Consider the following 25,428-nt stretch of genomic DNA (forward strand, 5'->3'; position numbering starts at 1 on the left):
CTTCGCACGGCTTTTCGCCCGGCACCGGGTTCCAGGGAGCCCCAGCTGCCCGATTCCGCGGACCGGCGGCCGTGTTCCGGACCACGGTCCATGTCTCCCGTCTGCGCACGCATCGTGAAGGCCATGAGGTAAAGCGATGTCGGAATACCTTTCGGTCGCCCGCCGGATGTGGCACCTGCTGGAGCCACTGCACGCCACGCTGTACTTCGCCCCCGAGGCGCGCCAGATAGCCGCCGACCTCGGCCATGACGTGGCGTCCCGCTGGCCCAGCTACTTCGCCTGGCGTACGGCTCCGCTGGGCGCCGCCGGGCCCGAACTGGTCGCCGCGACGTACTACACCTTCAGCCCGCGGATGATCTCCCGCTACCTCCCACGGATCTGGACCGTCGCGGAACCGGCCAAGGTGCTGGACGCCCGGCTGCTGGCGATGGACCGTGCGCTGACCGCCCTCGTCGACGGCCGGCTGACCACCGCACAGCTCACCGAGGCGGCCGGGCTGGCCCGCCAGGCCGCCGAGAACGCCGGTCCCGCCGCCCGCCCGCTGGCCGCCGCCAACCGCGATCTGCCCTGGCCGGACGCGCCGCATCTGGTGCTCTGGCAGGCCGCGACCGTCCTCCGTGAACACCGCGGCGACGGCCATCTGGCGGCCCTGCTGACCTGCGAACTCGACCCCTGTGAGGCCCTGGTGTCGTTCGCCGCGATCGGTGCCGCACCGGCCGCCGACTTCGTGGGGCGCGGCTGGAGCGCCCAGGAGTGGAGCGACGCCCGGCACCGCCTCGCCGCCCGTGGCTGGATCGCCCCGGACGGCACCGCGACCGACCGCGCCCACAAGGAGCGCGAGGCGATCGAGCGGACAACCGACCGGCTGGCGGCCGGACCATGGCGGGCACTGGGCCACTCCCGCGCCGAACGGCTGGCCCACCTGCTCCACCCGCTGCTCGCCGCGGTCTTCGAGGCCGGATATCTTCCGCGGCACAGCACGCTGGGCATCGGGAGGGTGAAGGTCCGCTACCCGTAGGGGCGGGCACAGCCGGGCCACCACACGGGGGCCGCCGACGGCCATGAGGCGCCCCCTACACCCCCCGGCCCACCGGGCCCACCTGCCTGCCCGCCCACCCGGCTCAACTCGCCCGCTTGCCCCGCACCCCGTCCAGCAACCGCACCACCGCGTCATGGGTCACCCCGTGATCGGCGAGCACCGCGGCGGCCGCTCCGGGCCTGGCGGTCAGCGCGAGCAGCAGATGCTCATCGCCCAGCGACCGCTCGCCCCGGCCGGCCGCGATCCGCAGGGCGCGCTCCAGTACGGCCTTCGCCTCGGCGGTGAAGGGCCGGCGCACCCGCTTCCGGCGCCCGGCCGTCCCGTCGGCGGCCAGCGCGCCCACCCCGTGGGCCTCCTCCACCCGCGCCACGATCGCGTCGATATCGATCCCCATCCCGGCCAGCGCCGCCGCGTCCGCCGTCGAGACCCCGCCGCGCCGCCGCACCTCCGCGAGGGCGTCCGCCACCGACTCCCGCCGCTCGTGGACACCGAGCGCGGCGAGCACCCCGGCGGCCGGTGAGTCCGTCCGCTCCAGCAGCGCGAGCAGCAGCTCCGGTTCGCCGATCGTGCCGCTTCCGCCGCGATCCGCCTGCTCCGCCGCGCCGCGCACCACCGCGCGCGCCCCGGCCGTGAACCTCTCGAACATCAGCGCCTCCCGTGCTTCTTGTGCACTGCCTGCCTGCTGACACCCAGCTCCGCCGCGATCTCCTGCCATGACCAGCCCTGCGCGCGGGCGCTGCGCACCTGCACGGCTTCGAGCTGCTCCAGCAGCCGACGGAGCGCGGCCACGGCGCGGAGCCCGACCCTGGGGTCCCGATCGCCGGCCCGCTCGGCGAGATCCGTTGCTTCGGTCATAGACGTCAATGTACGTTGACACCCCTCAGGCGTCAACCATCATTGACACGCTGGGCACAACTCGGCCTGAAGCAAGCACACTTGAGTGGACGCGGGGGAATCAGCCCGCAGGCCGGGCAGGATCGGCGGCGGCCAGGGCGATCACCGCCGCAACACCCTCCGTCCACAGCTCGACGGGCCCCGCATCCGGCCCCGCCACCAGCGCCGCGTCGAACCGCGCCAGCCGCACCGCGGGTTCACCGGCCGCACCCAGCCGGGTCTCCCCCTCGACGGCCACGACCAGTACGGCCTCCGGACCGTCGGCGCCACCGCCGTACGCCCCCCGGACCGGCTCCACCACCCGGCTCCCCCGCACCATCTCCACCGTCGCGTCCGCCCGCCCCTCCCGCAGCATCACATTGAGGTTGACGACGGGGCCGTCCAGCAGCCGGGAGCCGGTGTCCGCGCCGCCGGGGAAGGCGAACGGGCGGCAGCGGTCCGGGAGGAGCCGGGTGGTGCCGTCCACCGTCAGCTCCAGCCCGGCGCCGTCGACGACGGTGAGGATCCGCCGGACACCGGGCAGCGGGGAGTACGGCCCGTCCCGGGTGACGTCCGCCAGGCTGACCCGCCAGGCGAAGGTGTCCCAGCCGGCGCCCGGCGGGTGGACGGCGACCTCCCGGGTCACCCCGCCGCCGTTGCTCCATGGCGTGGCGGGGCGCCCCGCCGCCCGCAGGATCCGCATGTTCCGCAGCCTTCCGATGAGGAGTTGCCGGCCCGTCGGCCCGTCAGGCCGTACGCCCGCCAGGCCGCCCGCCCGTCAGACAGTCAGCACGATCTTGCCGAACAGCTCGCCCTGCGCCATCTTGGTGAACCCCTCACGCGCCCGGTCCAGCGGCAGCGTCGAGTCGATGACCGGCCGGATGCCCTTGGCCGCGCAGAAGCTGAGCAGCGACGCCAGCTCCTCCTTGCTGCCCATCGTGGAGCCGACGATCTTCAGCTCCAGGAAGAAGATCCGGTTGAGCTCCCCGCTCTTCGGGGTGAAGCCGCTGGTGGCGCCCGAGATGACCAGGGTGCCGCCGGGGCGCAGCGACTTGACGGAGTGCGACCAGGTGGCGGCGCCGACCGTCTCGATCACCGCGTCCACCCGCTGCGGCAGCCGCTCACCGGTCGCGAACACCGCCTCGGCGCCCAGCTCCAGGGCGCGCTTGCGCTTGGCCTCGTCCCGGCTGGTGGCGAAGATCCGGAGCCCGGCCGCGGCGCCCAGCACGATGGCGGCGGTCGCCACCCCGCCGCCCGCGCCCTGCACCAGAACGCTGTCCCCGGGCCGTACGCCTCCGTTGGTGAACAGCATCCGGTACGCGGTCAGCCAGGCGGTGGGCAGACAGGCGGCCTCCTCGAAGGACAGCTCCTTCGGCTTGGGCAGCACGTTCCAGGAGGGGACGGTGACCTGCTCGGCGAACGTGCCCTGGTAGCGCTCGGTGAGGATGGAGGGCTTCTCCTTGGGGCCGACGCCGTGGCCGGTCTGCCCGATGACGGAGTGCAGGACGACCTCGTTGCCGTCCGCGTCCACCCCGGCGGCATCGCAGCCGAGGATCATCGGCAGCGTCTCCTCGGTGATGCCCACCCCGCGCAGCGACCACAGGTCGTGGTGGTTGAGGGAGGCGGCCTTGACGTTGACGGTCGTCCAGCCGGGACGTTCGCCGGGGGCCGGGCGCTCCCCCAATTCGAGGCCGTTCAGCGGCTGGTCACGGTCGATACGGGCGGCGTAGGCAGCAAACATGATCCCAAGTTAGGCCGCGGCCGGGCGCTGCGGTACCGCGCGGGGGTGTGACACGCGCCGCGCCGTGCCATCGCAACGGGCCGGGCCCGCACCCCGTGAGAGGTGCGGGCCCGGCCCGTGGGTGTGCGCCCCGTGCGGGGTCGCGGTCAGCGGCGTGCCACGCCCTCGGCGCGGGCGGCGGCCGCGACGGCGGCGGTGACGGCCGGTGCGACCCGCTCGTCGAACGGCGAGGGGATGACCCGGTCGGCGCTGAGCTCATCGGCGACGACGGCGGCCAGCGCCTCGGCGGCGGCGAGCTTCATGCCCTCGGTGATCTGCGAGGCCCGCACCTGCATGGCACCGGCGAAGATGCCCGGGAAGGCCAGCACATTGTTGATCTGGTTGGGGAAGTCGCTGCGTCCGGTGGCCACCACGGCCGCGTACTTGTGCGCGATGTCCGGGTGGATCTCCGGGGTCGGGTTGGCCATCGCGAAGATCAGCGAGTCCTTCGCCATCTTCGCCACCGCCTCCTCCGGCACCGTGCCGCCGGAGACCCCGATGAAGACGTCGGCGCCGTCCAGCGCGTCCTCCAGCGAGCCGGTCAGCCGGCCCTTGTTCGTGAAGCCGGCCACCTCACGCTTGACGTCCGTGAGGTCCCCGCGGTCGGTGGAGACGACGCCCTTGCGGTCACAGACCGCGACGTCTCCGATGCCCGCCTCGATGAGGATCTTGGCGATGGCGACACCGGCCGCACCGGCCCCCGAGATGACCGCCCGCAGCTGGCCGAGCGAACGGTCCGTGAGCTTGGCGGCGTTGCGCAGCGCGGCCAGGGTGACCACGGCGGTGCCGTGCTGGTCGTCGTGGAAGACCGGGATGTCCAGGCGCTCCTGGAGCCGGCGCTCGATCTCGAAGCACCGCGGCGCCGAGATGTCCTCCAGGTTGACCCCGCCGAAGGAGGGCGCCATCCGGACGACGGTCTCGATGATCTCGTCGGTGTCGGTGGTGCCGAGCGCGATCGGCACCGCGTCCACACCGCCGAACTGCTTGAAGAGGATGGCCTTGCCCTCCATCACGGGGAGGGAGGCCTCCGGGCCGATGTCGCCCAGGCCCAGCACCGCGGTGCCGTCCGTGACCACGGCGACGACCTGGGACTTCCAGGTGTAGTCGTGCACCAGCTCGGGCTGCTCGGCGATGGCGCTGCACACCTTGGCGACGCCCGGTGTGTAGGCGAGGGACAGGTCGTCCTTGTTCCGGACCGGCACGGTTGCCTGAATGGCCATCTTGCCGCCGCGATGCAGCGCGAAGGCCGGGTCGAAGGCGCCGTCGGGCGCACTACCCGCGTCCGCACCGGAATTGCCGTCGCTGCGAGGATTGACGATCTCCGCTGCCACTTGTCATACCCCTTTTATTCGTAAATCTGCTGAGGGTGGCCACTCCCTGGTTGAGGGGTGGGCGGGCACCGCGTCCGCGCCCTGCGCAGCAGATGCCTGCCGCGCGGGGGGAGGTACGGACGCCGGGCGCGCCGCACACGCGCCCTGAGCCCCGGATGAGGGGTGTAACGCACCTTTCTACCTGACGGGCGCGCGCCCCGACGAGTCAGATTCATTACTCTCGGGTTCAGAGTTCCGACAATAACCGCGAAATACACAAAAACCGCAGAAGAGCCCCCGCCCCGGCTCTCCGGGTTCCGCGCGGCCCGGGGCGGTCCGGGCCGCCGGTACGGTCCGGCGGCGCATGAGGTCCTTGTGGCACCCGCCCGCCACCTCGCCGTCTCCGTCCGTTATCCGATTTTGACCTGAACGACAGTCCGAATACCGGAGTGCGGATGGCAGGATTCCGTCACCAACCGAGGTCGCGACGCCCGAAGGTGTGCCGCCGGCCCTTTTGTCACGTCAGCTTCTCCACCGCAGGAGGCTCAGCATGACCGCAAGCACCACCCGTCGCACGGCCGCCGGCAGGTCTCGTACAGCCGTGGCCGCCGCGACCGCGGTCGCCGCCTCGCTGCTGTTGCTCAGCGCCTGCGGCGACCAGACGAATGAGGCCATCGCCAAGCGCGAGGCGAAGAAGACCCGCAATGTTCACGCCCCGTTGTTCAAGAAGCTGCCCAAGGACGTCCAGGAGAAGGGCTTCCTCCAGGTCGGCTCGGACATCACCTACAAGCCGGTGGAGTTCCGCTCCAACGGCAAGATCGAGGGCATCGACCCGGATCTCGCGGCGGCGATGAGCAAGGAGCTGGGCATCAAGCTCAACTTCAACAACGCCACCTTCGACACCCTCATGGGCGGCCTGAAGTCCAAGCGCTACGACATCGCGATGTCGGCGATGACGGACACCAAGGAGCGCCAGGAGGGCATCGACAGCAACACCGGCAAGAAGATCGGCAAGGGCGTCGACTTCATCGACTACCTCAACGTCGGTGTCTCGCTCTACACCCGCAAGGGCAAGACCAACGGCGTCGACGGCTGGGAAACGCTGTGCGGCAAGAAGATCGCGGTGCAGCGCGGCACGGTCTCGCACGACCTGGCCAAGGACAAGTCGAAGGCCTGTGAGTCCAACGACTCGGAGCCGATCTCGATCGAGGCGTTCGACAACGACTCCGAGGCCCAGACCCGGCTGCGTACCGGCGGCGTGGACGCCGTCTCCAGCGACTACCCGGTCGCGGCGTACGCGGTGAAGGTCTCCGGAGGCGGCAAGGACTTCCAGATGGTCGGCGGCGCGCCGCTGAAGGCGGCCCCGTACGGCATCGCGGTCCCCAAGGGCCAGGAACGGCTGCGGGACGCGCTGCAGGCCGCCGTGGAAGCCACGATCAAGAACGGCTCGTACGCCAAGGTCCTGGACAAGTGGGACGTCAAGGATGCCGCGGTCAAGAAGGTGCAGCTCAACGGCGGCTGAGCCGCCGCACGCCGCCCCGTCCGCCCCGCGCACCTCCCGCCGAATGCTGAAAGGCAACACCCGTGTCAGTTGACGTCGACAAGTCGGCACAGCCGCCGGCCGATGCTCCGCCGCCCCAGTCCCTCAAAGCCATCCCGGTACGCCATTACGGACGCTGGGTGGCGGCGATCGTCGTCATCGGGCTGATCCTCCTGCTCGGCAGGGCCTTCGCCACCGCGGACGTCAACTGGGACGCCATCCCCCAGTACATGTTCAACGCGGACATCCTCAAGGGCCTGCGCAACACCCTGCTGATCACCGTGCTCTCGATGATCATCGGCATCGTCGGCGGGGTGATCCTGGCCGTGATGCGCCAGTCCAAGAACCCGGTCACCTCGACGGTCGCCTGGTTCTACGTCTGGTTCTTCCGCGGTACGCCGGTCTATGTCCAGCTGTTCCTGTGGTTCAACCTGGGCCTCGTCTTCCAGTACATCGACATCATGCCGATCTACAAGGACGAGTGGTCGGACTTCATGACCCCGTTCCTGTGCGCGCTGCTGGGCCTGGGCCTCAACGAGGCCGCGTACATGGCGGAGATCTGCCGGGCCGGCCTCAACGCGGTCGACGAGGGCCAGACCGAGGCGGCGCACGCGCTGGGCATGAGCCACGCCAAAACGCTGCGCCGGATCATCGTGCCGCAGGCGATGCGGGTGATCGTGCCGCCGACCGGCAACGAGGTCATCAATATGCTGAAGACGTCCTCGCTGGTCATCGCCGTGCAGTACTACGATTTGCTGCAGGCGGCGCAGAACGTCGGGCGGGACTCCGGCGTCGTGGTCGAAATGCTGATCCTCGCGGCCGCCTGGTACCTCATCGCCACCACGGTGCTCAGCATCGGCCAGTACTACCTGGAGCGCTACTACGCCCGTGGCTCCAGCCGCCAGCTCCCGCTCACTCCGCTCCAGCGCGCCAAGGCAAAGCTGTCCGGCGGCTTCAACCGTGGAGGGGTCGCATGACCGCCAGCAAGCTCACGACGACCAAGGCCGCGGGCAGCAGCGGCGGCCCGATGGTCAAGGCCGAGGGCGTCCACAAGTCCTTCGGCGCGGCGCACATCCTCAAGGGCATCGACCTGGAGGTCCAGCCCCGTGAGGTGTTCTGCCTGATCGGACCGTCCGGCTCCGGCAAGTCGACGTTCCTGCGCTGCATCAACCACCTGGAGAAGGTGAACGCCGGGCGGCTGTCGGTCGACGGCGAACTGGTCGGCTACCGCGAGCAGCACGGCAAGCTCTACGAGCTGCGCGACAAGGAGGTCGCCGCCCGCCGCCGCGATATCGGCATGGTCTTCCAGCGCTTCAACCTCTTCCCGCACATGACCGCGGTGGAGAACATCATGGAGGCGCCGATCCAGGTCAAGGGCGAGTCGAAGTCCGCCGCCCGGGAACGGGCGGTCAAGCTCCTGGACCGCGTCGGCCTCGCCGACAAGGCCGGGAACTACCCCTCGCAGCTCTCCGGCGGCCAGCAGCAGCGCGTGGCCATCGCCCGTGCGCTGGCGATGGAGCCCAAGCTGATGCTCTTCGACGAGCCGACCTCGGCGCTGGACCCGGAGCTGGTCGGTGACGTCCTGGACGTCATGAAGGACCTGGCCGCGGACGGGATGACGATGATCGTCGTGACCCATGAGATGGGCTTCGCCCGGGAGGTCGGCGACTCGCTGGTCTTCATGGACGACGGGGTGGTGGTCGAATCCGGCCATCCCCGCGAGGTCCTCGGCAACCCGCAGCACGAGCGGACGAAGTCGTTCCTGTCGAAGGTGCTGTAGCGCGCGGTCAGCGGACGCGGTGCGCGCCGCCCCGGTGGAGGTTCCGCCGGGGCGGCGCGCGTATGTGCCGCCGGGCCGGTCTACTTCAGGCCCAGCACCAGCGCGTCGGTGGGCGAGGCCCACACCGGCCGGGCCTCCGCGAAGCCCGCATCGCGCAGCACCGCGGAGTGCCAGGCGGCCGACGGGGTGTCGCCGTCCGCATGCTCGCCGTAGATCTCGAAGCGCTCGGCGGTCGGCGCGGCCAGCCGCGGGTCGGCGGCCGCCAGCTGCCACCACTCGGCCCAGTCGACGGCACCGGCCGCCTTCGCCGCCTCCTGGCGGGCATGCCGGAAGGCCCGCTCGGCGGCGTTGATCCGCGGGGTGCCCTCGTCGGGCATGTGGTCGGCGTTCATGAAGACCCCGCCGTCCCGCACCAGCCCGGCGAGCTGCCCGTAGAGCGCGCGCAGATCCTCGCTGTACAGCCAGTGCAGCGCGGTGGCGGTGAGCACCGCGTCGTATGAGTCGTGCGGCAGCTTCGCCGTCCAGTGGGGGTCCTTGAGATCGGCCCGTACGAAGCGGACCCGGGGCTCGCCTTCGAAGTACCCTTCCGCGATGGCCAGCAGCGCGGGATCCAGATCGACGCCCACACTTTCGGCCTTGGGGAAACGCTTCAGCAGCCGGTCGGAGATACTGCCCGTACCGCATGCCAGATCCAGTACCCGGGGCTCGGGACCCACCAGTGCCTCGACCATGTCCAGCATCACCCGGAACCGCTCCTCGCGGTCGGGGAGGTACCACTCCTGCTGGCGGTCCCAACTGTTCTGCCACGCTTGCCAATCGGCGCCGACAACGGACTCGGTCATCGCTTCCCCTCCAGGCCGTAATACCCTCGTAGTGAGGACACCCCTTACTACAGGAACGCACCCGAACCTTAGCCTCCGCCCGTAAGGACTACAAGTGGAACTGACCTATTACTCGGACTATGCCGTGCGACTGGTCAACACCGAACAGCCCGAGCGCGGCACCGACACCCTCACCTCGGTCGAGGTCGTAAGGGATCTCTTCGGTCCGGCCCAGCAGGCCGCCCGGCGCGCCACCGACAGCGACGTCACGCGGCTGCGTACGGTCCGCGCCCGGCTGCGCGCCGTCTTCGAGGCCGCCGACGCCGGCGACGAAGTACTGGCCGTGGACCTGCTCAACGCCCTGATGATGGAGTTCCCGGTCAGCCCGCAGATCTCCGGCCACGAATTCCGCGATGACAACGGCCGCCCCGACTGGCACATGCACATCGCCGACCACGCCGCCAACGCGACAGCCGGCTTCACCGCGACCGCCTGCATGGGCCTGGCCTTCCACCTCACCGAACTGGGCGTGGACCGGCTGGGCATCTGCGAGGCGCGGCCCTGCCGCAACGTCTACCTGGACACCTCGACCAACCGCTCCCGGCGCTACTGCTCCGACCGCTGCGCCACCCGCGCCAATGTCGCCGCCTACCGCGCCCGCAAGCGCCTGGAGAACGAGCGCGCGGCCCTCACCGGCCGGACCGCCGACACCACCCAGGAGAGCACCCCGGCCACCGACCGCTGAATCCCCCGCGGCGGCCGCACCCGCACCCAGGCACGGGCGATGACCAGTTCGTCCGGAACCACCCCGAATTCCCGGCTGTCGTTCTCGACGAACGGGTTGTCCCCCTGCACCCACCAGCCGCCGTCCCGCCGCTGCACGGCCCGCTTGACGATCAGCAGATCCTGCCGGAACGGATGCCGCAGCACGACCACGTCACCGGGCCGCACCACCGCCCCGTACCGCACCACCAGCTGGTCGCCGGGCTGCAGCGTCGGCACCATCGACGGGTTGTACACCTCGGCCAGCCCGAAGGCACGCAGAAGCCCGCCACGCTCCTGCCCCGCGCCCGCGCCCCGCTCCGGCTCGCGCTCATGCACCCGCTCCGGCATCCGTACCTCCCGGTCCGTCCTGCTCACCGGCCCATCCTCCAACAGTCCGAGCACGCCACCGGACTTTTGCCCTAAGACCCCCGGCCCGCCCGAGAAAAGCCTTCCTGCACCGAGTAATCTCGCACCTGAGAAGACGATCACGAGGAAGGACTGAACATGCTTTCCCGCCTGTTCGCCCCCAAGGTCAAGGTCAGCGCCCACTGCGACCTGCCCTGCGGTGTGTACGACCCCGCCCAGGCCCGTATCGAGGCCGAGTCCGTCAAGGCCGTCCAGGAGAAGTACCAGGCCAACGAGGACGCCGACTTCCGCACCCGCGCCGTCCTGATCAAGGAGCAGCGCGCCGAGCTGGCCAAGCACCACGTCTCGGTGCTGTGGAGCGACTACTTCAAGCCCCCGCACTTCGAGAAGTTCCCGCAGCTGCACCAGCTGGTGAACGACACCCTCAAGGCCCTCAGCGCCGCCAAGGGCTCCAACGACCCGAAGACGGGCGAGAAGGCGCTGGAACTCATCGCCGAGATCGACCGCATCTTCTGGGAGACCAAGAAGGCCTGACCTCTGGCTGTGCCGTCTGACCTGCGGTTTCGCGGGTCACCTCGGCCAACTGTCCGCACCCGGTCCGCGTGCCGCCTCGTAGGGCGTGCATGACGGAGCGGGTGCGGTCTTCTTTTCCTCCGGTGGCTCACTCCGGTGCGTCCGGGCGGGGCGGCGGGGTCGGCTGCTGCGGTTTCGGAGTGCGGTGCAGGCCGCCGGCCGCCATTCCGCGGACCCGGAGTTCCTCGATCGGAGCGGTGGGTTCGCCGGCGGTCTTCGCCGCTGCCGCCCGTCCGTAGCGGTTGGCCAGGGGCTCGGAGGTGAGGCCGTGGGCGAGGACGCTGAGGAGGACGGTGCAGGCGATGACCGGGAGGACGGGGCGGGCGCCGGCGGGGGTGAGTTCTTCGACGGCGAGCAGGCCGAAGATGATGGAGGCCAGGCCGCGGGGGCCGAACCAGGCGATGAAGCCCACCGTTCGGGCGTCCAGCCCGCTGCCGGCCAGGCACAGCGCCACCGGCAGCATACGGATCACCGTCAGGCTCAGTACGGCGTAGACAACGGCCTGCCAGGTGATCTGGGCGAACACCTCCGGGAGCAGCACGGCGCCGAAGGCCAGCCACACCAGCGCCGAGAGCAGTGCCCCGGACTGCTCGACGTAGAGCAGCACCCGCGGGGGCGCGCCGTGGGTCGTGCCGAACGCCAGGCCGGCGACGAAGGCGGCGACGAAGCCGTTGCCGCCGATGGCGAGGGCGGAGGTGTAGCCGAGGAGGGAGAGGGCCAGGACGCCGGCGCCGGCGAAGTCCTCGGCCGCCCAGCCGTTGCGGAGGGTGGTGCGCAGCAGCCATCCGGCGGCCAGCCCGAGGACCGCGCCGTACGCGGCACCGGCCGCGAGCTGCACCAGGGCATGGCCGGTGGCGTCCGGCCCGGCGGTGTGTTCGGCCGCGGAGACCCCGGCCAGGGCGAGCACCACCAGCGGGGTGGCGATGCCGTCGTTGAGGCCGCTCTCCACGTTGATGACCCGGCGGATCCTCGCGGGCACCACGGGGTTGACCATCATCGTGGCGCCGAGCGCGGCGTCCGTCGGGGCGAGCGCGGCGCCGACGTAGAGGGCGGACCAGCCCGACACCCCGGGCAGCAGGGCGGCCGCCAGCAGCGCGCCGAGGCCCACACACAGCGGCAGTCCGATGCCCAACAGCCGTACGTAGAGGCCGAGTTCGGGGCGCAGGGCGCGGAAGGAGAGCCGGGCGGCATCGGTGAAGAGCACCCAGACCAGGGTGATCTCCGCGAGCGCCTTGACCGTCGCGTGCGGGAGGCCGAGGTCGAGGACCCCGGCGCCCTCCCCCAGCAGCAGGCCCAGCAGGACGAAGGCGGCCGGTGCGGTGAGTTCGAAGCGCTCCATCCGCCGCGAGCACAGGCACCACAGGAACAGCAGGAGCAGAACCAGGGAAAGGGAGCCGTCCACAGGGTCTCCAGACTTGGCCGCGTCGGCGCTCGGGCCTCCCACTCTCGGCCATCACGCCGCGGCCCGGCCGTTCCCGGAGGAGCGGGCGCGCGCCTTTCACACGGTTGGGGGCAGAAAGCGTCCGGCGCCCGGCCGGGGACCGGCGGAGCACCGCCGCCCGGACGGGGCGCCCGGTAGGCGCCGGCCAGGCGAAGCGGGCCTACGTCCCCACCGGCATCGGCCCGTCGTGCCGTACCAGCCACGCCCGGTACGCGTCGCTCGCCCAGGCGATTTCCATGTACGAGGCGGTCAGGTCGGCGAACAGGTCGTCCGCCGAGGCGGCGGGGGTGCCTTCCTGGCGGCAGGCCATGAACAGGCGGACGGCCAGCGGGTCGCCGTACAGGGGGCGGATCGCCATGCCGTGCCGGGGGCGGGCGGTCGGCTGGCAGGGGGTGACCACCTCGCCGGCCGTGACGAGATCGACGGTGGTGAGGTAGTCGCCGTGCACGACCCGGGGGTTGATGCCGGCCGCGGCCCAGATGCGGCGCAGGCCGGCCCATTCGCCGTCCACGGTCGGGTCGACCATCCACTGGGCGTCGGCGAGGTCCGCCACCCGGACGACCTCCTGGGCGGCCGCGGGGTGGGTGTCCGCCAGGGCGAGGAACTGCGGTTCCCGGGCGATGAGTTCGTGTTCGGTCAGGCCGTCGGGGACCCGCAGGGGCGCGCCTTCGACCTCGTGGACGAAGGCGGCGTCGAGCTGTCCTGTCGCGACCATGTGCAGCAGGGCGTTGGCGGACACATCGGTTCTTATCGTGGTGTCCGTCTCCGGCAGCCGCACCCGCAGCCGGCGCAGCCAGCCGGCGACGGCGGGGCTGTTGGTGCTGCCGATGTGCAGCCGTGCGCCCTGTTCGTGCTGGGAGGCCGACGCGACCTCGTCAAGAAGTGCCCGCATTTCGGCCACGATGGGCCGGGCCCGGCACAGCACCGAATGCCCCAGCGGTGTGGGCCGGCTGCCGCTCGGTTCACGGAAGAAGAGCTGGCCGCCGAGGGCTTTTTCGATGCGGCGGAGCTGGGTGGTCAGCGAAGGCTGGGTCATGCCGAGCTGCCGGGCAGCCTTGCGTACGCTGCCGGTGTCGGCGATGGCGCACAATGCACGAAGATGCCTTACCTCTAGCTCCACGTCCGGAGCATAACGAGGTCGGTATACGTCACACCAGACTCTCAAACCTGCCCGAACTCCGTTTTTTCCGCGGGGTATTGGCTGGTGCTATCGCCACCTAACATCTCCGTCTTCCGGGTGAACTCCGTCCAGACTCAACGGCACCAAGAAATCCGCAGGGCCCCGGTCGCCGCCCCACACGGCGGCCGTACGGCCCTCGGAAATTAAGGAGCCCCCACATGAGATCTCCTAAGACGGCGCTGTCGGCGGCGCTCGGTCTGGGCCTCGTCGCCGCGCTCGCAGCCGCGGCGCCGGTGTCGGCAGCTTCCCCCTCCCCCACCAACTCCCCTCACAGCACCGCCGCTTCGATCGCGGCGTACAACGGCTCGGCCGCCGAGAAGGCGGACACCAAGGCGTTCTTCGAGGCCGTGATCAAGTCGGCCAAGGCCAAGATGAAGGCGCACCCGGACGCGGCTTCGGTCACCGTCACCTACGACGCCAGCAAGGCCCCGAAGTTCGCGGACCAGATAGCGCAGAGCACCTCCATCTGGAACGGTGCCGTGCAGAACGTGAAGCTCCAGGCAGGCAGCGGCGGCGACTTCGAGTACCGCGAGGGCGACGACCCGCGCGGCTCGTACGCCAGCACCGACGGCCACGGCAAGGGCTTCGTCTTCCTGGACTACAAGCAGAACCAGGAGTACAACTCCACCCGCGTGACCGCGCACGAGACCGGCCATGTGCTGGGTCTGCCGGACCACTACGAGGGCCCGTGCAGCGAGCTGATGTCCGGTGGCGGCCCCGGCACGTCCTGCCAGAACGCCCAGCCGGACGCGAACGAGACGGCCAAGGTGAACGAGCTCTGGGCCAACGGTCTGGCGGGCATCCGCTTCGGCAAGGTGTCCTGACCCACCCGGCGTCCCGCTGAGGTAACGAATCCCGGCGGAGGCCCGCGGACCGGCCGTGCTGACGGTGGCCGGACCGTGTACGGCCTGGGGCTGTCGAGTGCCGGAACCTGGCGGCCGGTCCTCGTACCCCACCAGCCCTCGCATGTCGTGCGCCGCCCACGCGGTGGGGCTCCCCCGGAGCCCCACCGCTTTCGTCTGCCGCCCGGGTCAGCCCCACAGCGCCTGGGCGACGGCCGCCCCGGCGAACGCGGCCGCGAGACAGGCCGCCACGCTCGCCACGGCATTGGCGACGGCATAGCCCCGCGCCCCGTCGGCCACCAGCCGGAGCGTCTCGTACGAGAAGGTCGAGTAGGTGGTCAGCGCCCCGCACAGGCCGGTGCCGAGCAGCAGTTGGACGTGCGAGGAGGCGGCCCCGGCGGCGACCGCACCGGTCACCAGGCCGAGGATCAGCGAACCGGCGACATTGACGAGGAACGTCCCCCAGGGGAAGACCGTGTCGTACCGGGACTGCACATAGCGGTCGGTGAGGAAGCGCAGCGGCGCCCCGACCACCGCCCCGGCCACCACCAGCAGCCAGTTCACCCGCCACCGCCCTCCGCCGGAGCCGTACCGCCGGGGCGCGGATTGCTGATCCGCTCGCACGGGTCGAGGGTGACCAGGCCGCCGCCCGCGAGGAGTTCGTCCAGCTGCGGGAGGAAGGCGCGGATCCGTTCCCCGGTGTCGACGATGACGATCGCGACCGGCAGGTCCTCACTCAGCGACAGCAGCCGCTGGGTGTGCACGAGGGAGTCGGCGCCGAAGCCCTCGATGCCGCGGAAGACACTGGCCCCGGCCAGTCCGGCCTCCCGGGCGCGGTGCACGATCTCCGCGTACAGCGGCTTGTGGTGCCAGACGTCCTGTTCGCCGACGAGGACCGTGAGCCGGAGCGCCGGGGTGCCGCCGGGGTGTGCCGTGCCGTGTGTCATACCGTCCGCCGCCTCAGTGCGAGAAGTGCCCGGGTGCCGGTCACCCCGCCCCATACGGCCGCGAGCGCGGCGAGCACCGTGCCCGCGAGCGTGGCCATGGCCGCGGCGGGGTGCCCGGCGTCGATCAGCCGCTGGATGTCCACGGCGTAGGTGGAGAAGGTGGTGAAGCCGCCGAGGACGCCGGTGCCGAGGAAGGGGCGCACCAGCCGGTGGGCCGGCCAGACCTCGGTGACCATCACCATCAATACGCCCATCAGCGCACAGCCGACGACATTGACGGCCAGGATCGTCCAGGGAAAAGCACCGTCCCCGGTGGGCCAGAGGAGAACGGCGCCGTAACGGGCCGCGGCGCCGATACCGCCGCCCGCGGCCACCACCCCGATCACCGGCCACTGCCCCTGCCAGGGGGCCACCCGGCAGTGTCGCTCGTTCATGTGTCTCCCGAGATCATCGGCGATCTCAGGCTACCGCCGCCCCGCAGGCCCCGCCGCTCAGGGCGTGTCCCTCCTAGAGCCAGCCGTTCCGCTTGAAGCCGCGGTGGATCAGCCAGCAGAGGGTGACCGTCACGGTCATCACCAGCGGATAGCCGAAGGTCCAGTGCTTTTCCGGCATATGGTCGAAATTCATGCCGTACACCCCGCAGACCATGGTGGGCACCGCCAGGATCGCGACCCAGGCACTGATCCGGCGCATGTCCTCGTTCTGGGCGACGGTCACCTGGGCCAGGTGGGCCTGCAATATGGAGTTGAGCAGTTCGTCGAAGGACGTGATCTGCTCGGTGACCCGGTCGAGGTGGTCGGCGACGTCCCGGAAGTACGTCTTGATCCGGGGGTCGACCTCGGACATCGAATGGGTCGCCAGCTCCCGCATCGGCCGGTCCAAGGGGGCCACGGCGCGCTTGAGTTCCAGCAGCTCGCGCTTGAGCTGGTAGATCCGGCCGGCCCCGCCGCTGCCGCGCACGGAGAAGACCTCGCTCTCGACGTCGTCGATGTCGTTCTGGACGGCGGAGGTGACATCGAGGTAGTCGTCCACGACGAGGTCGGCGACGGCATGCAGCACGGCGGACGGCCCGAGCGCCAACTGCTCTGGCACGGACTCCAGTTGCTCGCGCAGCGGACCCAGCGAACCGTGCCCGCCGTGCCGCACCGTGATCACGAAGTCGGTGCCGGTGAAGACCATGATCTCGCCGGTCTCCACAACCTCACTGGTGTCGGTGAGCCGGTCGTGGTCGACATAGCGGACGGTCTTGAAGACGGTGAACAGCGAGTCGTCGTAGTGCTCCAGCTTCGGCCGCTGATGGGCGTAGACCGCGTCCTCGACGGCGAGCGGATGGAGTCCGAACAGCTCGACAATTCCGGCGAATTCCTTCTCGGACGGCTCATGCAGCCCGATCCAGACAAATCCCCGGCCGGTCTTCCGGACCCGGCGGATCGCCACATCGGCCGGGTGGTCGCCCTTCTGCCGTACGCCGTCCACGTACACCGCGCAGTTCACCACGGCGGTGCCGAGCGGCGAGCGCGCCGGGTGGCTGAGGTCGACTCCCCGGCGGCGCGGCTGCGGCAGCCGGACGGCCTTGCGGAGGTTGCTGATCATCGACACCGGGCCAGTATGGCCCGGGGACGGCCGCGAACGGTACGGCGAAGCGGCCGTTTTTACGCAGCGGGGCGGGGCGGAAACCCTGGGTTGTGCGGCGCGCTCCGGAGTGCGGCGGGGCGCGCGGGCCGGGCCCCCGGGGCCCTCCGTACCGCGGCGGCCGTCAACTGCGGGCCGGTCCGGCAGAGTTCGCGGACCGGCCTCAATCGGGCGGCCGGGGCGCGCCGCCGCCGGGCGGTCGGCGGGGGCGGCGCGCGGCCGTGAGCGGAATCATCCTGCGGCGGGGACCGCCACGGGGCGCCGCTCCTCTGCCTCCGCCTCCGCGTCGGCGTGGGCCGTCCGCTCGGGTGCGGTCGGGGCGGACACCTCGCCCATCTCAGATATCTCAGGCATGGCGGGCACCGCGGGCGCCCGGCGCGGCAGCAGGAACAGCAGGCCGAAGATGAGGACCAGCCCGCCGGAGATCCACCACAGCGCGTGGGTGGTCGCGTCGACGAAGGAGGGGCCGAGCCCGGCCGTGGCCCCGGCACCTCCCGCCGCCCCCGTACCGCCGACGACCCCGAAGAAGGCCACCGACGACAGACCGAGGCCGAGTGCCATGCCCAGCTGGCCGGTGGTGTTGAAGATGCCGGAGGCCGAACCGGAGTGCGCGGCCGGGACCTCGGAGATCGCCGCGTCGGCGATCGGGGCGACGATCAGGCCCATACCGCCTCCCATCAGCAGCATCGCCGGTGCCATCTGCCAGGACTGGAGGGCGGTGCCGTACTGCCCGGCCTCCCAGAGGTAGAGCAGCGCACCGGAGAGCATGATCAGGGCACCGGCCTGGAGTACCGCGCGTCCGAACCGCGGCACCAGCTTCTGTACGGAGATCCCGGCCGCGGCGGAGCAGGCGAGCGAGAACGGCACCCCGGTCAGCCCGGCGTGCAGCGGGCCCCAGCCCAGGCCCAGTTGCATATGGAGCGTCCAGACCAGGAAGAACAGGCCGCTGACCACGCCGAAGGTCAGCTGGACACCGGCGCCCGCGGCGAAGGTCCGCACCCGGAAGAGCGAGAGCTCGACGAGCGGTGAGCCGTCCTTGCGGGCCTTGATCCGCTCGTAGCGGACGAAGACCGCCAGGACCAGCGGGCTCGCGGCCATCGAGACAAAGCCCCACCACGGCCAGCCGGACTCGCGTCCCTGGGTGAGCGGGTAGAGCAGCATCAGCAGGCCCACCGTGGCCAGCGCGGTGCCGAGGAGGTCGACGCGCAGGGCGCGCGGGGCCCGGGACTCGGTGAGGAAGCGGCGGCCGAGGAGGATGCCCGCGATGCCCACCGGCAGATTGATCAGGAAGATCGGGCGCCATTCCAGTCCGAGGAGATCGCCCTCGGTGAGCAGGGCGCCGATCAGCGGGCCGCAGACCGCGCCGAGGCCCACCACCGCACCGAACATCCCGAAGACCTTGCCGCGCTCGCCCGCCGGAAAGCTGACGTGAATGATCGCCAGCACCTGCGGCACCATCAGCGCGGCCATCGCGCCCTGCAGCACCCGTGCGCCGATCAGCATCCCGGGGCCGGCCGCGATGCCGCAGAGCGCGGAGGCGAGGGTGAAGCCGCCCATGCCGAGCAGGAACAGCCGCTTGCGGCCGTAGATGTCGCCGAGCCGGCCGCCGGTGATCAGGCCGAGGGCGAAGGCCAGGGCGTAGGCGGCGGTGACCCACTGCACGGCGCTGAAGCTCGCGCCGGTGTCCCGCTGGATGCTCGGAATGGCGATATTGACGATGGTCGCGTCGACCAGGTCCATGAAGCTCGCGGTCAGCAGGACGGCGAGCGCGATCCAGCGTCTGCGGTCGGCGGGCGCGGGCGCCGGGGCCGGGGCGGCCGCCTCGGGGGCCGCGGGCACGGTTGTGGTCATGGGCGATCTCCAGGGGAACGGTGCGGAAGGAAACCGACGCCGGGTGCCTCAGGGCGATGGGCGGCCCTGGGGCGATGGGCGGCCCTGGGGCGATGGGCGGCCCTGGGGCGATGGCCACCCTGGGGCGATGGCCGCCCTGGCGTCGAAGCATCGAGATCCCCGACACTAGGCCCCGTATAGGACAGTTTGTGTCCTACTGAAAGCGCCATCATCGATGCCATGAGTGAGACATCGGCGCGTCTGCTGAATCTGCTGTCCCTGCTGCAGACCCCGCGTGAATGGCCCGGCAGTGAGCTGGCCGGGCGGCTGGGGGTCACCACCCGGACGATCCGCCGCGATATCGACCGGCTGCGCGAGCTGGGCTACCCCGTGCACGCCACGATGGGCGCGGAGGGCGGCTACCGGCTGGCCGCGGGCGCCGCGATGCCGCCGCTGCTGCTGGACGACGACGAAGCGGTGGCCATCGCGGTCGGTCTGCGCTCGGCCGCCGGGCACACCATCGAGGGCATCGAGGAGGCGTCCGTACGGGCGCTCGCCAAACTGGAGCAGGTGCTGCCGGCCCGGCTGCGGCGGCGGGTGGGCACGCTCGGCACGGCCACCGTCGCGCTGCCGACCGTCGACCACCCGACCGTCGACCCGGAGCATCTGACGGTGCTCGCCGCCGCGATCGCCAATCATGAGCGGCTGCGCTTCCGTTACCGGGCCGGGGCCGGCGCGCGCAGCAAGCGCCTGGTGGAGCCGCACCGCCTGGTCGCGTCGGGGCGCCGCTGGTATCTCGTGGCGTACGACAACGACCGCGAGGACTGGCGGATCTTCCGGGTGGACCGGCTGAGCGAACCGTTCCCCACCGGCGTCCGGACCGCGCCGCGTACCCTGCCTGCCGCCGACGCGGGCGCCTACGTCCGGGAGCGGATGCAGGGGATGGTCACGACCTACCGGGCGGTGGCGACCGTGTACGCACCGGCCGCGGAGGTGGCCGCACGGCTGGGCGGCTCGGCGGCGGGCGGGGTCGAACCGGTCGACGCGACGTCCTGCCGCTGGCACAGCACCCCCGAGGCGCTGGAGTGGCTGGCGGTACGGCTGGCGCTACTGGGGCACGAGTTCACCGTGCACGAACCACCGGAGCTGGCGGCGTTTCTACGGGCGATGGGCGGCCGGGCGAGCCGGGCGACGGACGGCGACGCGGGCGGGGCTGCGGACGGGGAGAAGGGCGGGAAGACGGACAGGAAGACGGGCGGGGATGCGGACGCGACGCCGTGACGCTGTCGCGCCGCCCCCGGAGGGAATACCCTAGGGGGGTATAAGGTTCTCCTTGGAGACACGCACTCGCAGCAGACCGAGGAGCCGGCATGACCACCGCGACCGGAGCGCACGGCGTCGAGTTGGAGATCGGCGGGATGACCTGCGCCTCGTGCGCCGCCCGCATCGAGAAGAAGCTCAACCGCATGGAGGGCGTCACCGCCACGGTCAACTACGCCACCGAGAAGGCGCAGGTGACGGTCGCGCCGGACAGCAGTGTCGCGGCCGCGGACCTGATCGCCACCGTGGAGCGGACCGGCTACACCGCGGTGGTCCCGGAGCCGCCGGCCGCCGCGCCGTCCGGGGACGAACCCTCCGATGGCACCTCGGATGCGGCCGATGACCGGGACGGCGCGGCGCGCGCCGCACTGCGTCAGCGGCTGCTGATCTCCCTCGTCCTGACCGTCCCGGTGGTGCTGATGGCGATGGTGCCGCCCCTGCAGTTCACCAACTGGCAGTGGCTGTCGCTGACCCTGGCCGCCCCGGTGGTCGCCTACGGCGCCTGGCCGTTCCACCGGGCCGCCTGGACGAATCTGCGGCACGGCGCCGCCACGATGGACACCCTCATCTCGATGGGCACCCTCGCGGCGCTGGGCTGGTCGCTGTGGGCGCTGTTCTTCGGCACCGCGGGCATGCCGGGGATGACCCACCCCTTCGAGCTGACGCTCGCCCGTACCGACGGCAGCGGCGCGATCTACCTGGAGGCCGCGGCCGGGGTCACCACCTTCATCCTGGCCGGCCGCTCCTTCGAGGCGCGCGCCAAGCGGAAGGCGGGCGCGGCACTGCGGGCGCTGCTGGAGCTGGGCGCCAAAGACGTCGCCGTGCTCCGGGACGGCCGTGAAGTCCGGGTCCCCGTAGGCGCGTTGCACGTCGGGGACCGCTTCGTCGTACGGCCCGGCGAGAAGATCGCCACCGACGGGACGGTGGTGGAGGGCGCCTCCGCCGTCGACGCCTCGATGCTCACCGGTGAGTCGGTGCCCGTCGAGGTCTCCCCCGGCGACACCGTCACCGGCGCCACCGTCAACGCGGGCGGCCGGCTGGTCGTCGAGGCCACCCGGGTCGGCGCGGACACCCAGCTCGCCCGTATGGCGCGGCTGGTGGAGGACGCCCAGAACGGGAAGGCCGCGGCGCAGCGGCTGGCCGACCGGATCTCCGCGGTCTTCGTCCCGCTCGTGATCGCGCTCGCCCTGGGCACCCTCGGCTACTGGCTCGGCACCGGGCACGGCGCGGTGACCGCCTTCACCGCGGCCGTCGCCGTCCTGATCATCGCCTGCCCGTGCGCCCTGGGGCTGGCCACCCCGACCGCGCTGATGGTCGGTACCGGACGCGGCGCCCAGCTCGGCATCCTGCTCAAGGGCCCGGAGGTGCTGGAGTCGACCCGGCGGGTGGACACCGTCGTCCTGGACAAGACCGGCACGGTCACCACCGGAGCGATGACGCTGACCGGGGTCCACCTCGCCGACGGAGAGACGGAGCCGGAGGTGCTGCGGCTGGCCGGCGCGCTGGAACACGCCTCCGAGCACCCCGTCGCGCGCGCCGTCGCCACCGGGGCCGAGTCCCGTGGCGCCACGCTGCCCGCGGTGACGGACTTCGTGAACGTCCCGGGCCTGGGCGTGCGGGGAACGGTCGACGGCCATGCCGTCCTGGCGGGCCGCGCGCAGCTGCTGAACGGTGCGGGCCAGGTGCTGCCGCCGGAGCTGACGGCCGCCAAGGAGGCGGCCGAGGCCGAGGGCCGCACCACGGTCACCGTCGGCTGGGACGGCGCGGTGCGCGCGGTGCTCGTGGTGTCCGACGCGGTGAAGCCCACCAGCGCCGAGGCGGTGCGCCGGCTGCGCGCCCTGGGCCTGACCCCGGTCCTGCTGACCGGCGACCACCAGGCCGTCGCGAAGGCGGTGGCCGCCGAGGTCGGGATCGACGAGGTGATCGCCGAGGTGCTCCCCGAGGACAAGGTCGCGGTGATCGCCCGGCTCCAGTCCGAGGGCCGCTCGGTCGCCATGGTCGGCGACGGCGTCAACGACGCGGCCGCGCTGGCCCGCGCGGACCTCGGGCTGGCGATGGGCACCGGCACGGATGCCGCGATCGAGGCCGGTGACCTCACCCTCGTACGGGGCGATCTGCGCGCCGCGGCGGACGCCATCCGGCTGGCCCGTGCGACGCTCGGCACCATCCGGACCAATCTGTTCTGGGCCTTCGGCTACAACGTCGCGGCGCTGCCGCTGGCCGCCGCCGGACTGCTCAACCCGATGATCGCCGGTGCCGCGATGGCCTTCTCCTCGGTCTTCGTCGTCGGCAACAGCCTGCGGCTGCGGCGGTTCCGGGCGATGGTGTGACGCGGGGTGTCCGGGCCGTGATGGAGGGTGTCCGGCCCGTGGTGGAGGGTGTCCGGCCCGTGCCGTAACGGGCCCTGCGCCCTGCCCGCCCCGCTGCCGATCACCCCCCGCATCTCCCCGGTTCTGACAAGTGTCTCCAGTTCTCGCGACGGAACATTGGCAGTTCACGCAGCCGCCCGGCGGGCACCAGGGGTGAGACTGGTGGACATACCGCCCACCCACGTACAGGGGAACTCATGACCGGGTCACGCGTCCTGGCTCTCGGCCATTACCAGCCCTCCGGCGTGCTCACCAACGACGACCTCGCCAAGATCGTCGACACCGACGACGCCTGGATCCGCAGCCGGGTGGGCATCCGTACCCGCCATGTCGCGGCTCCGGACGAGACCGTGGACTCGATGGCGGCGGCCGCCGCGGCCAAGGCCCTGGCCGCCAGTGGCCTGGCCCCGCAGGACATCGACCTGGTGCTGGTCGCCACCTGCACGGCCCACGACCGCAGCCCGAACACCGCGGCCCGGGTGGCCGCCCGGCTCGGCCTGGCCGCCCCCGCCACGATGGACCTCAACGTGGTCTGCTCCGGCTTCACCCATGCGCTGGCCACCGCCGACCACGCCATCCGCGCCGGTTCCGCGACCCATGCCCTTGTCATCGGGGCGGAGAAGTTCACCGACGTGGTCGACTGGACGGACCGCTCGACCTGTGTGCTGGTCGGCGACGGCGCGGGCGCCGCGGTGATCGGCGCCGCGCCGGAGCCCGGGATCGGCCCGGTGCTGTGGGGCTCGGTGCCGGAGATGGGCGGCGCGGTACGCATCGAGGGCGAGCCCGCCCGGTTCGCGCAGGAGGGCCAGACCGTCTACCGCTGGGCCACGACCCAGCTGCCCGCCATCGCCCGCACGGTGTGCGAACGCTCCGGGATCACCCCCGCCGATCTCGCCGGGGTGGTGCTGCACCAGGCCAATCTGCGGATCATCGAGCCGGTCGCGGAGCGTATCGGCGCGGTCAACGCGGTGGTCGCCAAGGACGTGGTCGACTCCGGGAACACCTCCGCGGCCTCCGTCCCGCTCGCCCTGTCCAAGCTCGTCGAGCGGCGCGAGATCGCCTCCGGCGCCCCGGTGCTGCTGTTCGCCTTCGGCGGCAACCTCTCGTACGCGGGACAGGTCATTCACTGCCCGTGAGGCGGCGCCGAGGTCCGATTCCCGTGCATCGGTCCCGACCCGCGTCGGACTTCCCGTAAACGCCCCCGGCCCGCGTCCGATTCGTTCAAGACGCGGTCCGGCGGGCTGCCTACGCTCGCCGTATGAGCACTTCACCCACCCCCGCCACACCCTCCGTACCGCGGTTCGCGGCCATCGGCATGGTCGTCGCCGACATGCCCGCCGCCCTCGCCTTCTACCGCCGCCTCGGCCTGGACGTCCCCGCCGACGCGGACACCGCCCCGCACGCCGAGGCATCGCTTCCCGGTGGTCTGCGGCTGATGTGGGACAGCCACGCGACCGCACGGGCCATCGACCCGGACTGGACCCCGCCGGAGGGCGGCACCCCCACGGGGCTGGCCTTCGAGTGCGCCGGCCCCGCCGAGGTCGACAAGCTCTACGCCGAACTCACCGACGCCGGGTACACGGGCGAGAAGCCACCGTGGGACGCCTTCTGGGGGCAGCGCTACGCCGTCGTACAGGACCCGGACGGCCACGGGGTCGACCTGTTCGCTCCCCTCCCCTAGGAGCGCGGGACGGGGCACGCCCTCCTGGCCGTTAGCCGATGTCCCCGGGATGCTCGCGCAGGTACAGCGCGCCGCAGGTGTGGCAGAACGGCTCTCCCTGGGGCGTGCCCCACACGTCGGCCGTCTGGGTGGCGGCCGCCGGGGGCAGCTCCCGTCCGCACATCGCCGTGGTGCCGTCCAGTCGCACCATGTGCCAGATCTTCACCGGCGTGTCCGCGTGCGGCAGAACGCCTTCCTCGTACTCAGCGCGCATCTCGTGCTCCATGGCGGTGCACCTCCTACGCCCACGATGCGGCAGCGGTGAGGAGGCCACAACGGCAACGGCCCGCGGCGGGGACAAGGGGCGGGGCCCCGGCCCGTCCCAGGTCAGAACACCGCCCAAGCAGCAATCAAGCCCCCACGCCCCCGCTCAGAAGACCGACCACCCCGTCAACGTCGTGAAGTGATCCAAGGCCGCCGCCCCCGCCACGGAGTTGCCGCGGGCGTCGAGTCCCGGGCTCCAGACGCACAGTGTGCAGCGGCCGGGGATGACCGCGATGATGCCGCCGCCGACCCCGCTCTTCGCGGGCAGCCCGACGCGGTAGGCGAACTCCCCCGCCGCGTCGTACGTCCCGCAGGTCAGCATGACCGCGTTGATCCGCTTGGCCTCGCGGGCCTCCAGCAGCCGGCTGCCGTCGGCGCGCAGCCCGTGGCGGGCGAGAAAGCCACCGGCCACGGCCAGATCCCGGCAGCTCATCTCGATCGAGCACTGCCAGAAGTAGTGCTCGATGACGCTGGGAACGGGGTTCTCCAGGTTGCCGAAGGACGCCATGAAGTGCGCCAAGGCGGCATTGCGGTCGCCGTGTTCGGCCTCGGAGTCGGCCACCGCCTGGTCGAAGGCGAGGTCAGGGTTGCCGCTCTCCTCCCGCAGGAAGTGCAGCATCGAGGTGCTGGCGTCACCGGTGAGGGTCTGCAGCCGGTCGGTGACCACCAGCGCGCCCGCGTTGATGAACGGGTTGCGCGGGATGCCGTTCTCCGCCTCCAGCTGGACCAGCGAGTTGAACGGCGTACCGGACGGCTCACGGCCCACCCGCCGCCAGATCCCGTCGTCATGGCCGCCGTGGCTCTGGGCCATCACCAGCGCCAGCGAAAACGTTTTGGAGATGGACTGGACGGAGAACGGGACCTCCCAGTCGCCGACCCCGTACACCTCGCCGTGGATGTCCGCCACCGCGATCCCGAAACGGTCCTCGGACACCCGTTCCAGCGCCGGTATGTAGTCCGCGACCCGCCCCTGTCGCACATACGGCCGGGCATGGGCCGCTACCTCCTCAAGAACGGCCTGGTAGTCCATGACGGA

27 protein-coding genes are annotated in these 25,428 nt (G+C 71.6%); 11 read left to right on the top strand and 16 right to left on the bottom strand.

Annotation, left to right across the window (positions count from 1 at the left end):
* Positions 1–136: 136 nt before the first annotated feature.
* Positions 137–1,018: an SCO6745 family protein gene (locus STRTU_RS11225; protein ID WP_159743413.1), complete on the top strand. Its 882-nt coding sequence runs from the start codon at positions 137–139 to the stop codon at positions 1,016–1,018.
* Positions 1,019–1,121: 103 nt separating this feature from the next.
* Here the strand turns inward: STRTU_RS11225 and STRTU_RS11230 are convergent, their stop codons facing one another.
* From STRTU_RS11230 to STRTU_RS11250, 5 genes are all read right to left on the bottom strand, one after another.
* Positions 1,122–1,685 carry a Clp protease N-terminal domain-containing protein gene (locus STRTU_RS11230; protein ID WP_159743414.1) on the bottom strand — a complete coding sequence of 188 codons (564 nt, stop codon included), beginning with the start codon at positions 1,683–1,685 and terminating at the stop codon, positions 1,122–1,124.
* On the bottom strand, positions 1,685–1,894 hold the full coding sequence (locus tag STRTU_RS11235; RefSeq protein WP_018087470.1) for a helix-turn-helix domain-containing protein: 210 nt from the start codon (positions 1,892–1,894) through the stop codon (positions 1,685–1,687). The genes STRTU_RS11230 and STRTU_RS11235 overlap by 1 nt, the downstream gene beginning before the upstream one ends.
* Before the next feature lie 100 nt (positions 1,895–1,994).
* Positions 1,995–2,615, bottom strand: coding sequence for a HutD/Ves family protein (locus tag STRTU_RS11240; RefSeq protein ID WP_159743415.1), 621 nt, complete (start codon positions 2,613–2,615; stop codon positions 1,995–1,997).
* Positions 2,616–2,690: 75 nt separating this feature from the next.
* A complete protein-coding gene (locus STRTU_RS11245; protein WP_159743416.1) occupies positions 2,691–3,653 on the bottom strand; it encodes a zinc-binding dehydrogenase in 963 nt (320 codons plus the stop codon).
* Between the two features lie 146 nt (positions 3,654–3,799).
* Positions 3,800–5,023: an NAD(P)-dependent malic enzyme gene (locus tag STRTU_RS11250; protein WP_159743417.1), complete on the bottom strand. Its 1,224-nt coding sequence runs from the start codon at positions 5,021–5,023 to the stop codon at positions 3,800–3,802.
* A gap of 529 nt (positions 5,024–5,552) precedes the next feature.
* On the opposite strand from STRTU_RS11250, the gene STRTU_RS11255 reads away from it, so the two are divergent.
* The 3 genes from STRTU_RS11255 (at position 5,553) to STRTU_RS11265 (ending at position 8,322) form a co-directional block, all read left to right on the top strand.
* The gene (locus STRTU_RS11255; protein WP_159743418.1) at positions 5,553–6,524 is read left to right on the top strand and encodes an ABC transporter substrate-binding protein; all 972 of its coding nucleotides are present in this window, start codon (positions 5,553–5,555) and stop codon (positions 6,522–6,524) included.
* Between the two features lie 62 nt (positions 6,525–6,586).
* A complete protein-coding gene (locus STRTU_RS11260) occupies positions 6,587–7,519 on the top strand; it encodes an amino acid ABC transporter permease (protein ID WP_159743419.1) in 933 nt (310 codons plus the stop codon).
* 50 nt (positions 7,520–7,569) lie between these two features.
* Positions 7,570–8,322, top strand: a complete 753-nt coding sequence (locus STRTU_RS11265) for an amino acid ABC transporter ATP-binding protein (protein WP_159746840.1) — start codon at positions 7,570–7,572, stop codon at positions 8,320–8,322.
* Between the two features lie 80 nt (positions 8,323–8,402).
* On the opposite strand, the gene STRTU_RS11270 is transcribed toward STRTU_RS11265, so the two are convergent.
* Positions 8,403–9,164 (bottom strand): class I SAM-dependent methyltransferase, encoded by a 762-nt coding sequence (locus STRTU_RS11270; RefSeq protein ID WP_159743420.1) that lies wholly within the window; start codon positions 9,162–9,164, stop codon positions 8,403–8,405.
* Positions 9,165–9,258: 94 nt separating this feature from the next.
* On the opposite strand from STRTU_RS11270, the gene STRTU_RS11275 reads away from it, so the two are divergent.
* Complete coding sequence (locus tag STRTU_RS11275; RefSeq protein WP_159743421.1) at positions 9,259–9,888, top strand: CGNR zinc finger domain-containing protein; 630 nt, start codon at positions 9,259–9,261, stop codon at positions 9,886–9,888.
* On the opposite strand, the gene sodX is transcribed toward STRTU_RS11275, so the two are convergent.
* A complete protein-coding gene (gene sodX, locus STRTU_RS11280) occupies positions 9,792–10,256 on the bottom strand; it encodes a nickel-type superoxide dismutase maturation protease (RefSeq protein ID WP_159746841.1) in 465 nt (154 codons plus the stop codon). The genes STRTU_RS11275 and sodX overlap by 97 nt on opposite strands.
* Before the next feature lie 156 nt (positions 10,257–10,412).
* On the opposite strand from sodX, the gene sodN reads away from it, so the two are divergent.
* Positions 10,413–10,808, top strand: coding sequence for a superoxide dismutase, Ni (gene sodN, locus STRTU_RS11285; RefSeq protein ID WP_159743422.1), 396 nt, complete (start codon positions 10,413–10,415; stop codon positions 10,806–10,808).
* Between the two features lie 127 nt (positions 10,809–10,935).
* On the opposite strand, the gene STRTU_RS11290 is transcribed toward sodN, so the two are convergent.
* A complete protein-coding gene (locus STRTU_RS11290) occupies positions 10,936–12,249 on the bottom strand; it encodes a cation:proton antiporter (RefSeq protein WP_159743423.1) in 1,314 nt (437 codons plus the stop codon).
* A gap of 199 nt (positions 12,250–12,448) precedes the next feature.
* A complete protein-coding gene (locus tag STRTU_RS11295; protein WP_167539129.1) occupies positions 12,449–13,408 on the bottom strand; it encodes a LysR family transcriptional regulator in 960 nt (319 codons plus the stop codon).
* A gap of 218 nt (positions 13,409–13,626) precedes the next feature.
* Here STRTU_RS11295 and snpA point away from each other — a divergent pair, with 218 nt between their 5' ends.
* Positions 13,627–14,292 carry a snapalysin gene (gene snpA, locus STRTU_RS11300; protein ID WP_159743424.1) on the top strand — a complete coding sequence of 222 codons (666 nt, stop codon included), beginning with the start codon at positions 13,627–13,629 and terminating at the stop codon, positions 14,290–14,292.
* Between the two features lie 207 nt (positions 14,293–14,499).
* Here snpA and crcB read toward each other — a convergent pair whose 3' ends face one another.
* The 5 genes from crcB to STRTU_RS11325 form a co-directional block, all read right to left on the bottom strand.
* Positions 14,500–14,874, bottom strand: a complete 375-nt coding sequence (crcB, locus tag STRTU_RS11305) for a fluoride efflux transporter CrcB (RefSeq protein WP_159743425.1) — start codon at positions 14,872–14,874, stop codon at positions 14,500–14,502.
* Positions 14,871–15,257 carry a DUF190 domain-containing protein gene (locus STRTU_RS11310; RefSeq protein WP_159743426.1) on the bottom strand — a complete coding sequence of 129 codons (387 nt, stop codon included), beginning with the start codon at positions 15,255–15,257 and terminating at the stop codon, positions 14,871–14,873. The genes crcB and STRTU_RS11310 overlap by 4 nt, the downstream gene beginning before the upstream one ends.
* Positions 15,254–15,691, bottom strand: coding sequence for a fluoride efflux transporter FluC (locus STRTU_RS11315; RefSeq protein ID WP_159743427.1), 438 nt, complete (start codon positions 15,689–15,691; stop codon positions 15,254–15,256). The genes STRTU_RS11310 and STRTU_RS11315 overlap by 4 nt, the downstream gene beginning before the upstream one ends.
* 73 nt (positions 15,692–15,764) lie before the next feature.
* Positions 15,765–16,850: a magnesium and cobalt transport protein CorA gene (locus STRTU_RS11320; RefSeq protein WP_159746843.1), complete on the bottom strand. Its 1,086-nt coding sequence runs from the start codon at positions 16,848–16,850 to the stop codon at positions 15,765–15,767.
* 270 nt (positions 16,851–17,120) lie between these two features.
* Positions 17,121–18,740, bottom strand: a complete 1,620-nt coding sequence (locus tag STRTU_RS11325; RefSeq protein ID WP_159743428.1) for an MFS transporter — start codon at positions 18,738–18,740, stop codon at positions 17,121–17,123.
* 219 nt (positions 18,741–18,959) lie between these two features.
* Between STRTU_RS11325 and STRTU_RS11330 the strand changes: the two genes are divergently transcribed.
* The 4 genes from STRTU_RS11330 (at position 18,960) to STRTU_RS11345 (ending at position 24,089) form a co-directional block, all read left to right on the top strand.
* Complete coding sequence (locus tag STRTU_RS11330) at positions 18,960–20,000, top strand: helix-turn-helix transcriptional regulator (protein WP_159743429.1); 1,041 nt, start codon at positions 18,960–18,962, stop codon at positions 19,998–20,000.
* 89 nt (positions 20,001–20,089) lie between these two features.
* On the top strand, positions 20,090–22,369 hold the full coding sequence (locus STRTU_RS11335) for a heavy metal translocating P-type ATPase (protein ID WP_159743430.1): 2,280 nt from the start codon (positions 20,090–20,092) through the stop codon (positions 22,367–22,369).
* Positions 22,370–22,605: 236 nt separating this feature from the next.
* Positions 22,606–23,544, top strand: coding sequence for a beta-ketoacyl-ACP synthase III (locus tag STRTU_RS11340; protein WP_159743431.1), 939 nt, complete (start codon positions 22,606–22,608; stop codon positions 23,542–23,544).
* A 122-nt stretch (positions 23,545–23,666) separates the two neighbouring features.
* Positions 23,667–24,089: a VOC family protein gene (locus tag STRTU_RS11345; protein ID WP_159743432.1), complete on the top strand. Its 423-nt coding sequence runs from the start codon at positions 23,667–23,669 to the stop codon at positions 24,087–24,089.
* A gap of 31 nt (positions 24,090–24,120) precedes the next feature.
* On the opposite strand, the gene STRTU_RS11350 is transcribed toward STRTU_RS11345, so the two are convergent.
* Together STRTU_RS11350 and STRTU_RS11355 are read right to left on the bottom strand one after the other, a co-directional pair.
* Positions 24,121–24,354 carry a hypothetical protein gene (locus STRTU_RS11350; RefSeq protein ID WP_159743433.1) on the bottom strand — a complete coding sequence of 78 codons (234 nt, stop codon included), beginning with the start codon at positions 24,352–24,354 and terminating at the stop codon, positions 24,121–24,123.
* A gap of 144 nt (positions 24,355–24,498) precedes the next feature.
* On the bottom strand, positions 24,499–25,422 hold the full coding sequence (locus STRTU_RS11355) for a glutaminase (RefSeq protein WP_159743434.1): 924 nt from the start codon (positions 25,420–25,422) through the stop codon (positions 24,499–24,501).
* Positions 25,423–25,428 lie beyond the last annotated feature (6 nt).

The sequence above is a fragment of the Streptomyces tubercidicus genome (genome assembly GCF_027497495.1).
In the GTDB taxonomy this organism is placed as follows: Bacteria; Actinomycetota; Actinomycetes; order Streptomycetales; family Streptomycetaceae; genus Streptomyces; species Streptomyces tubercidicus.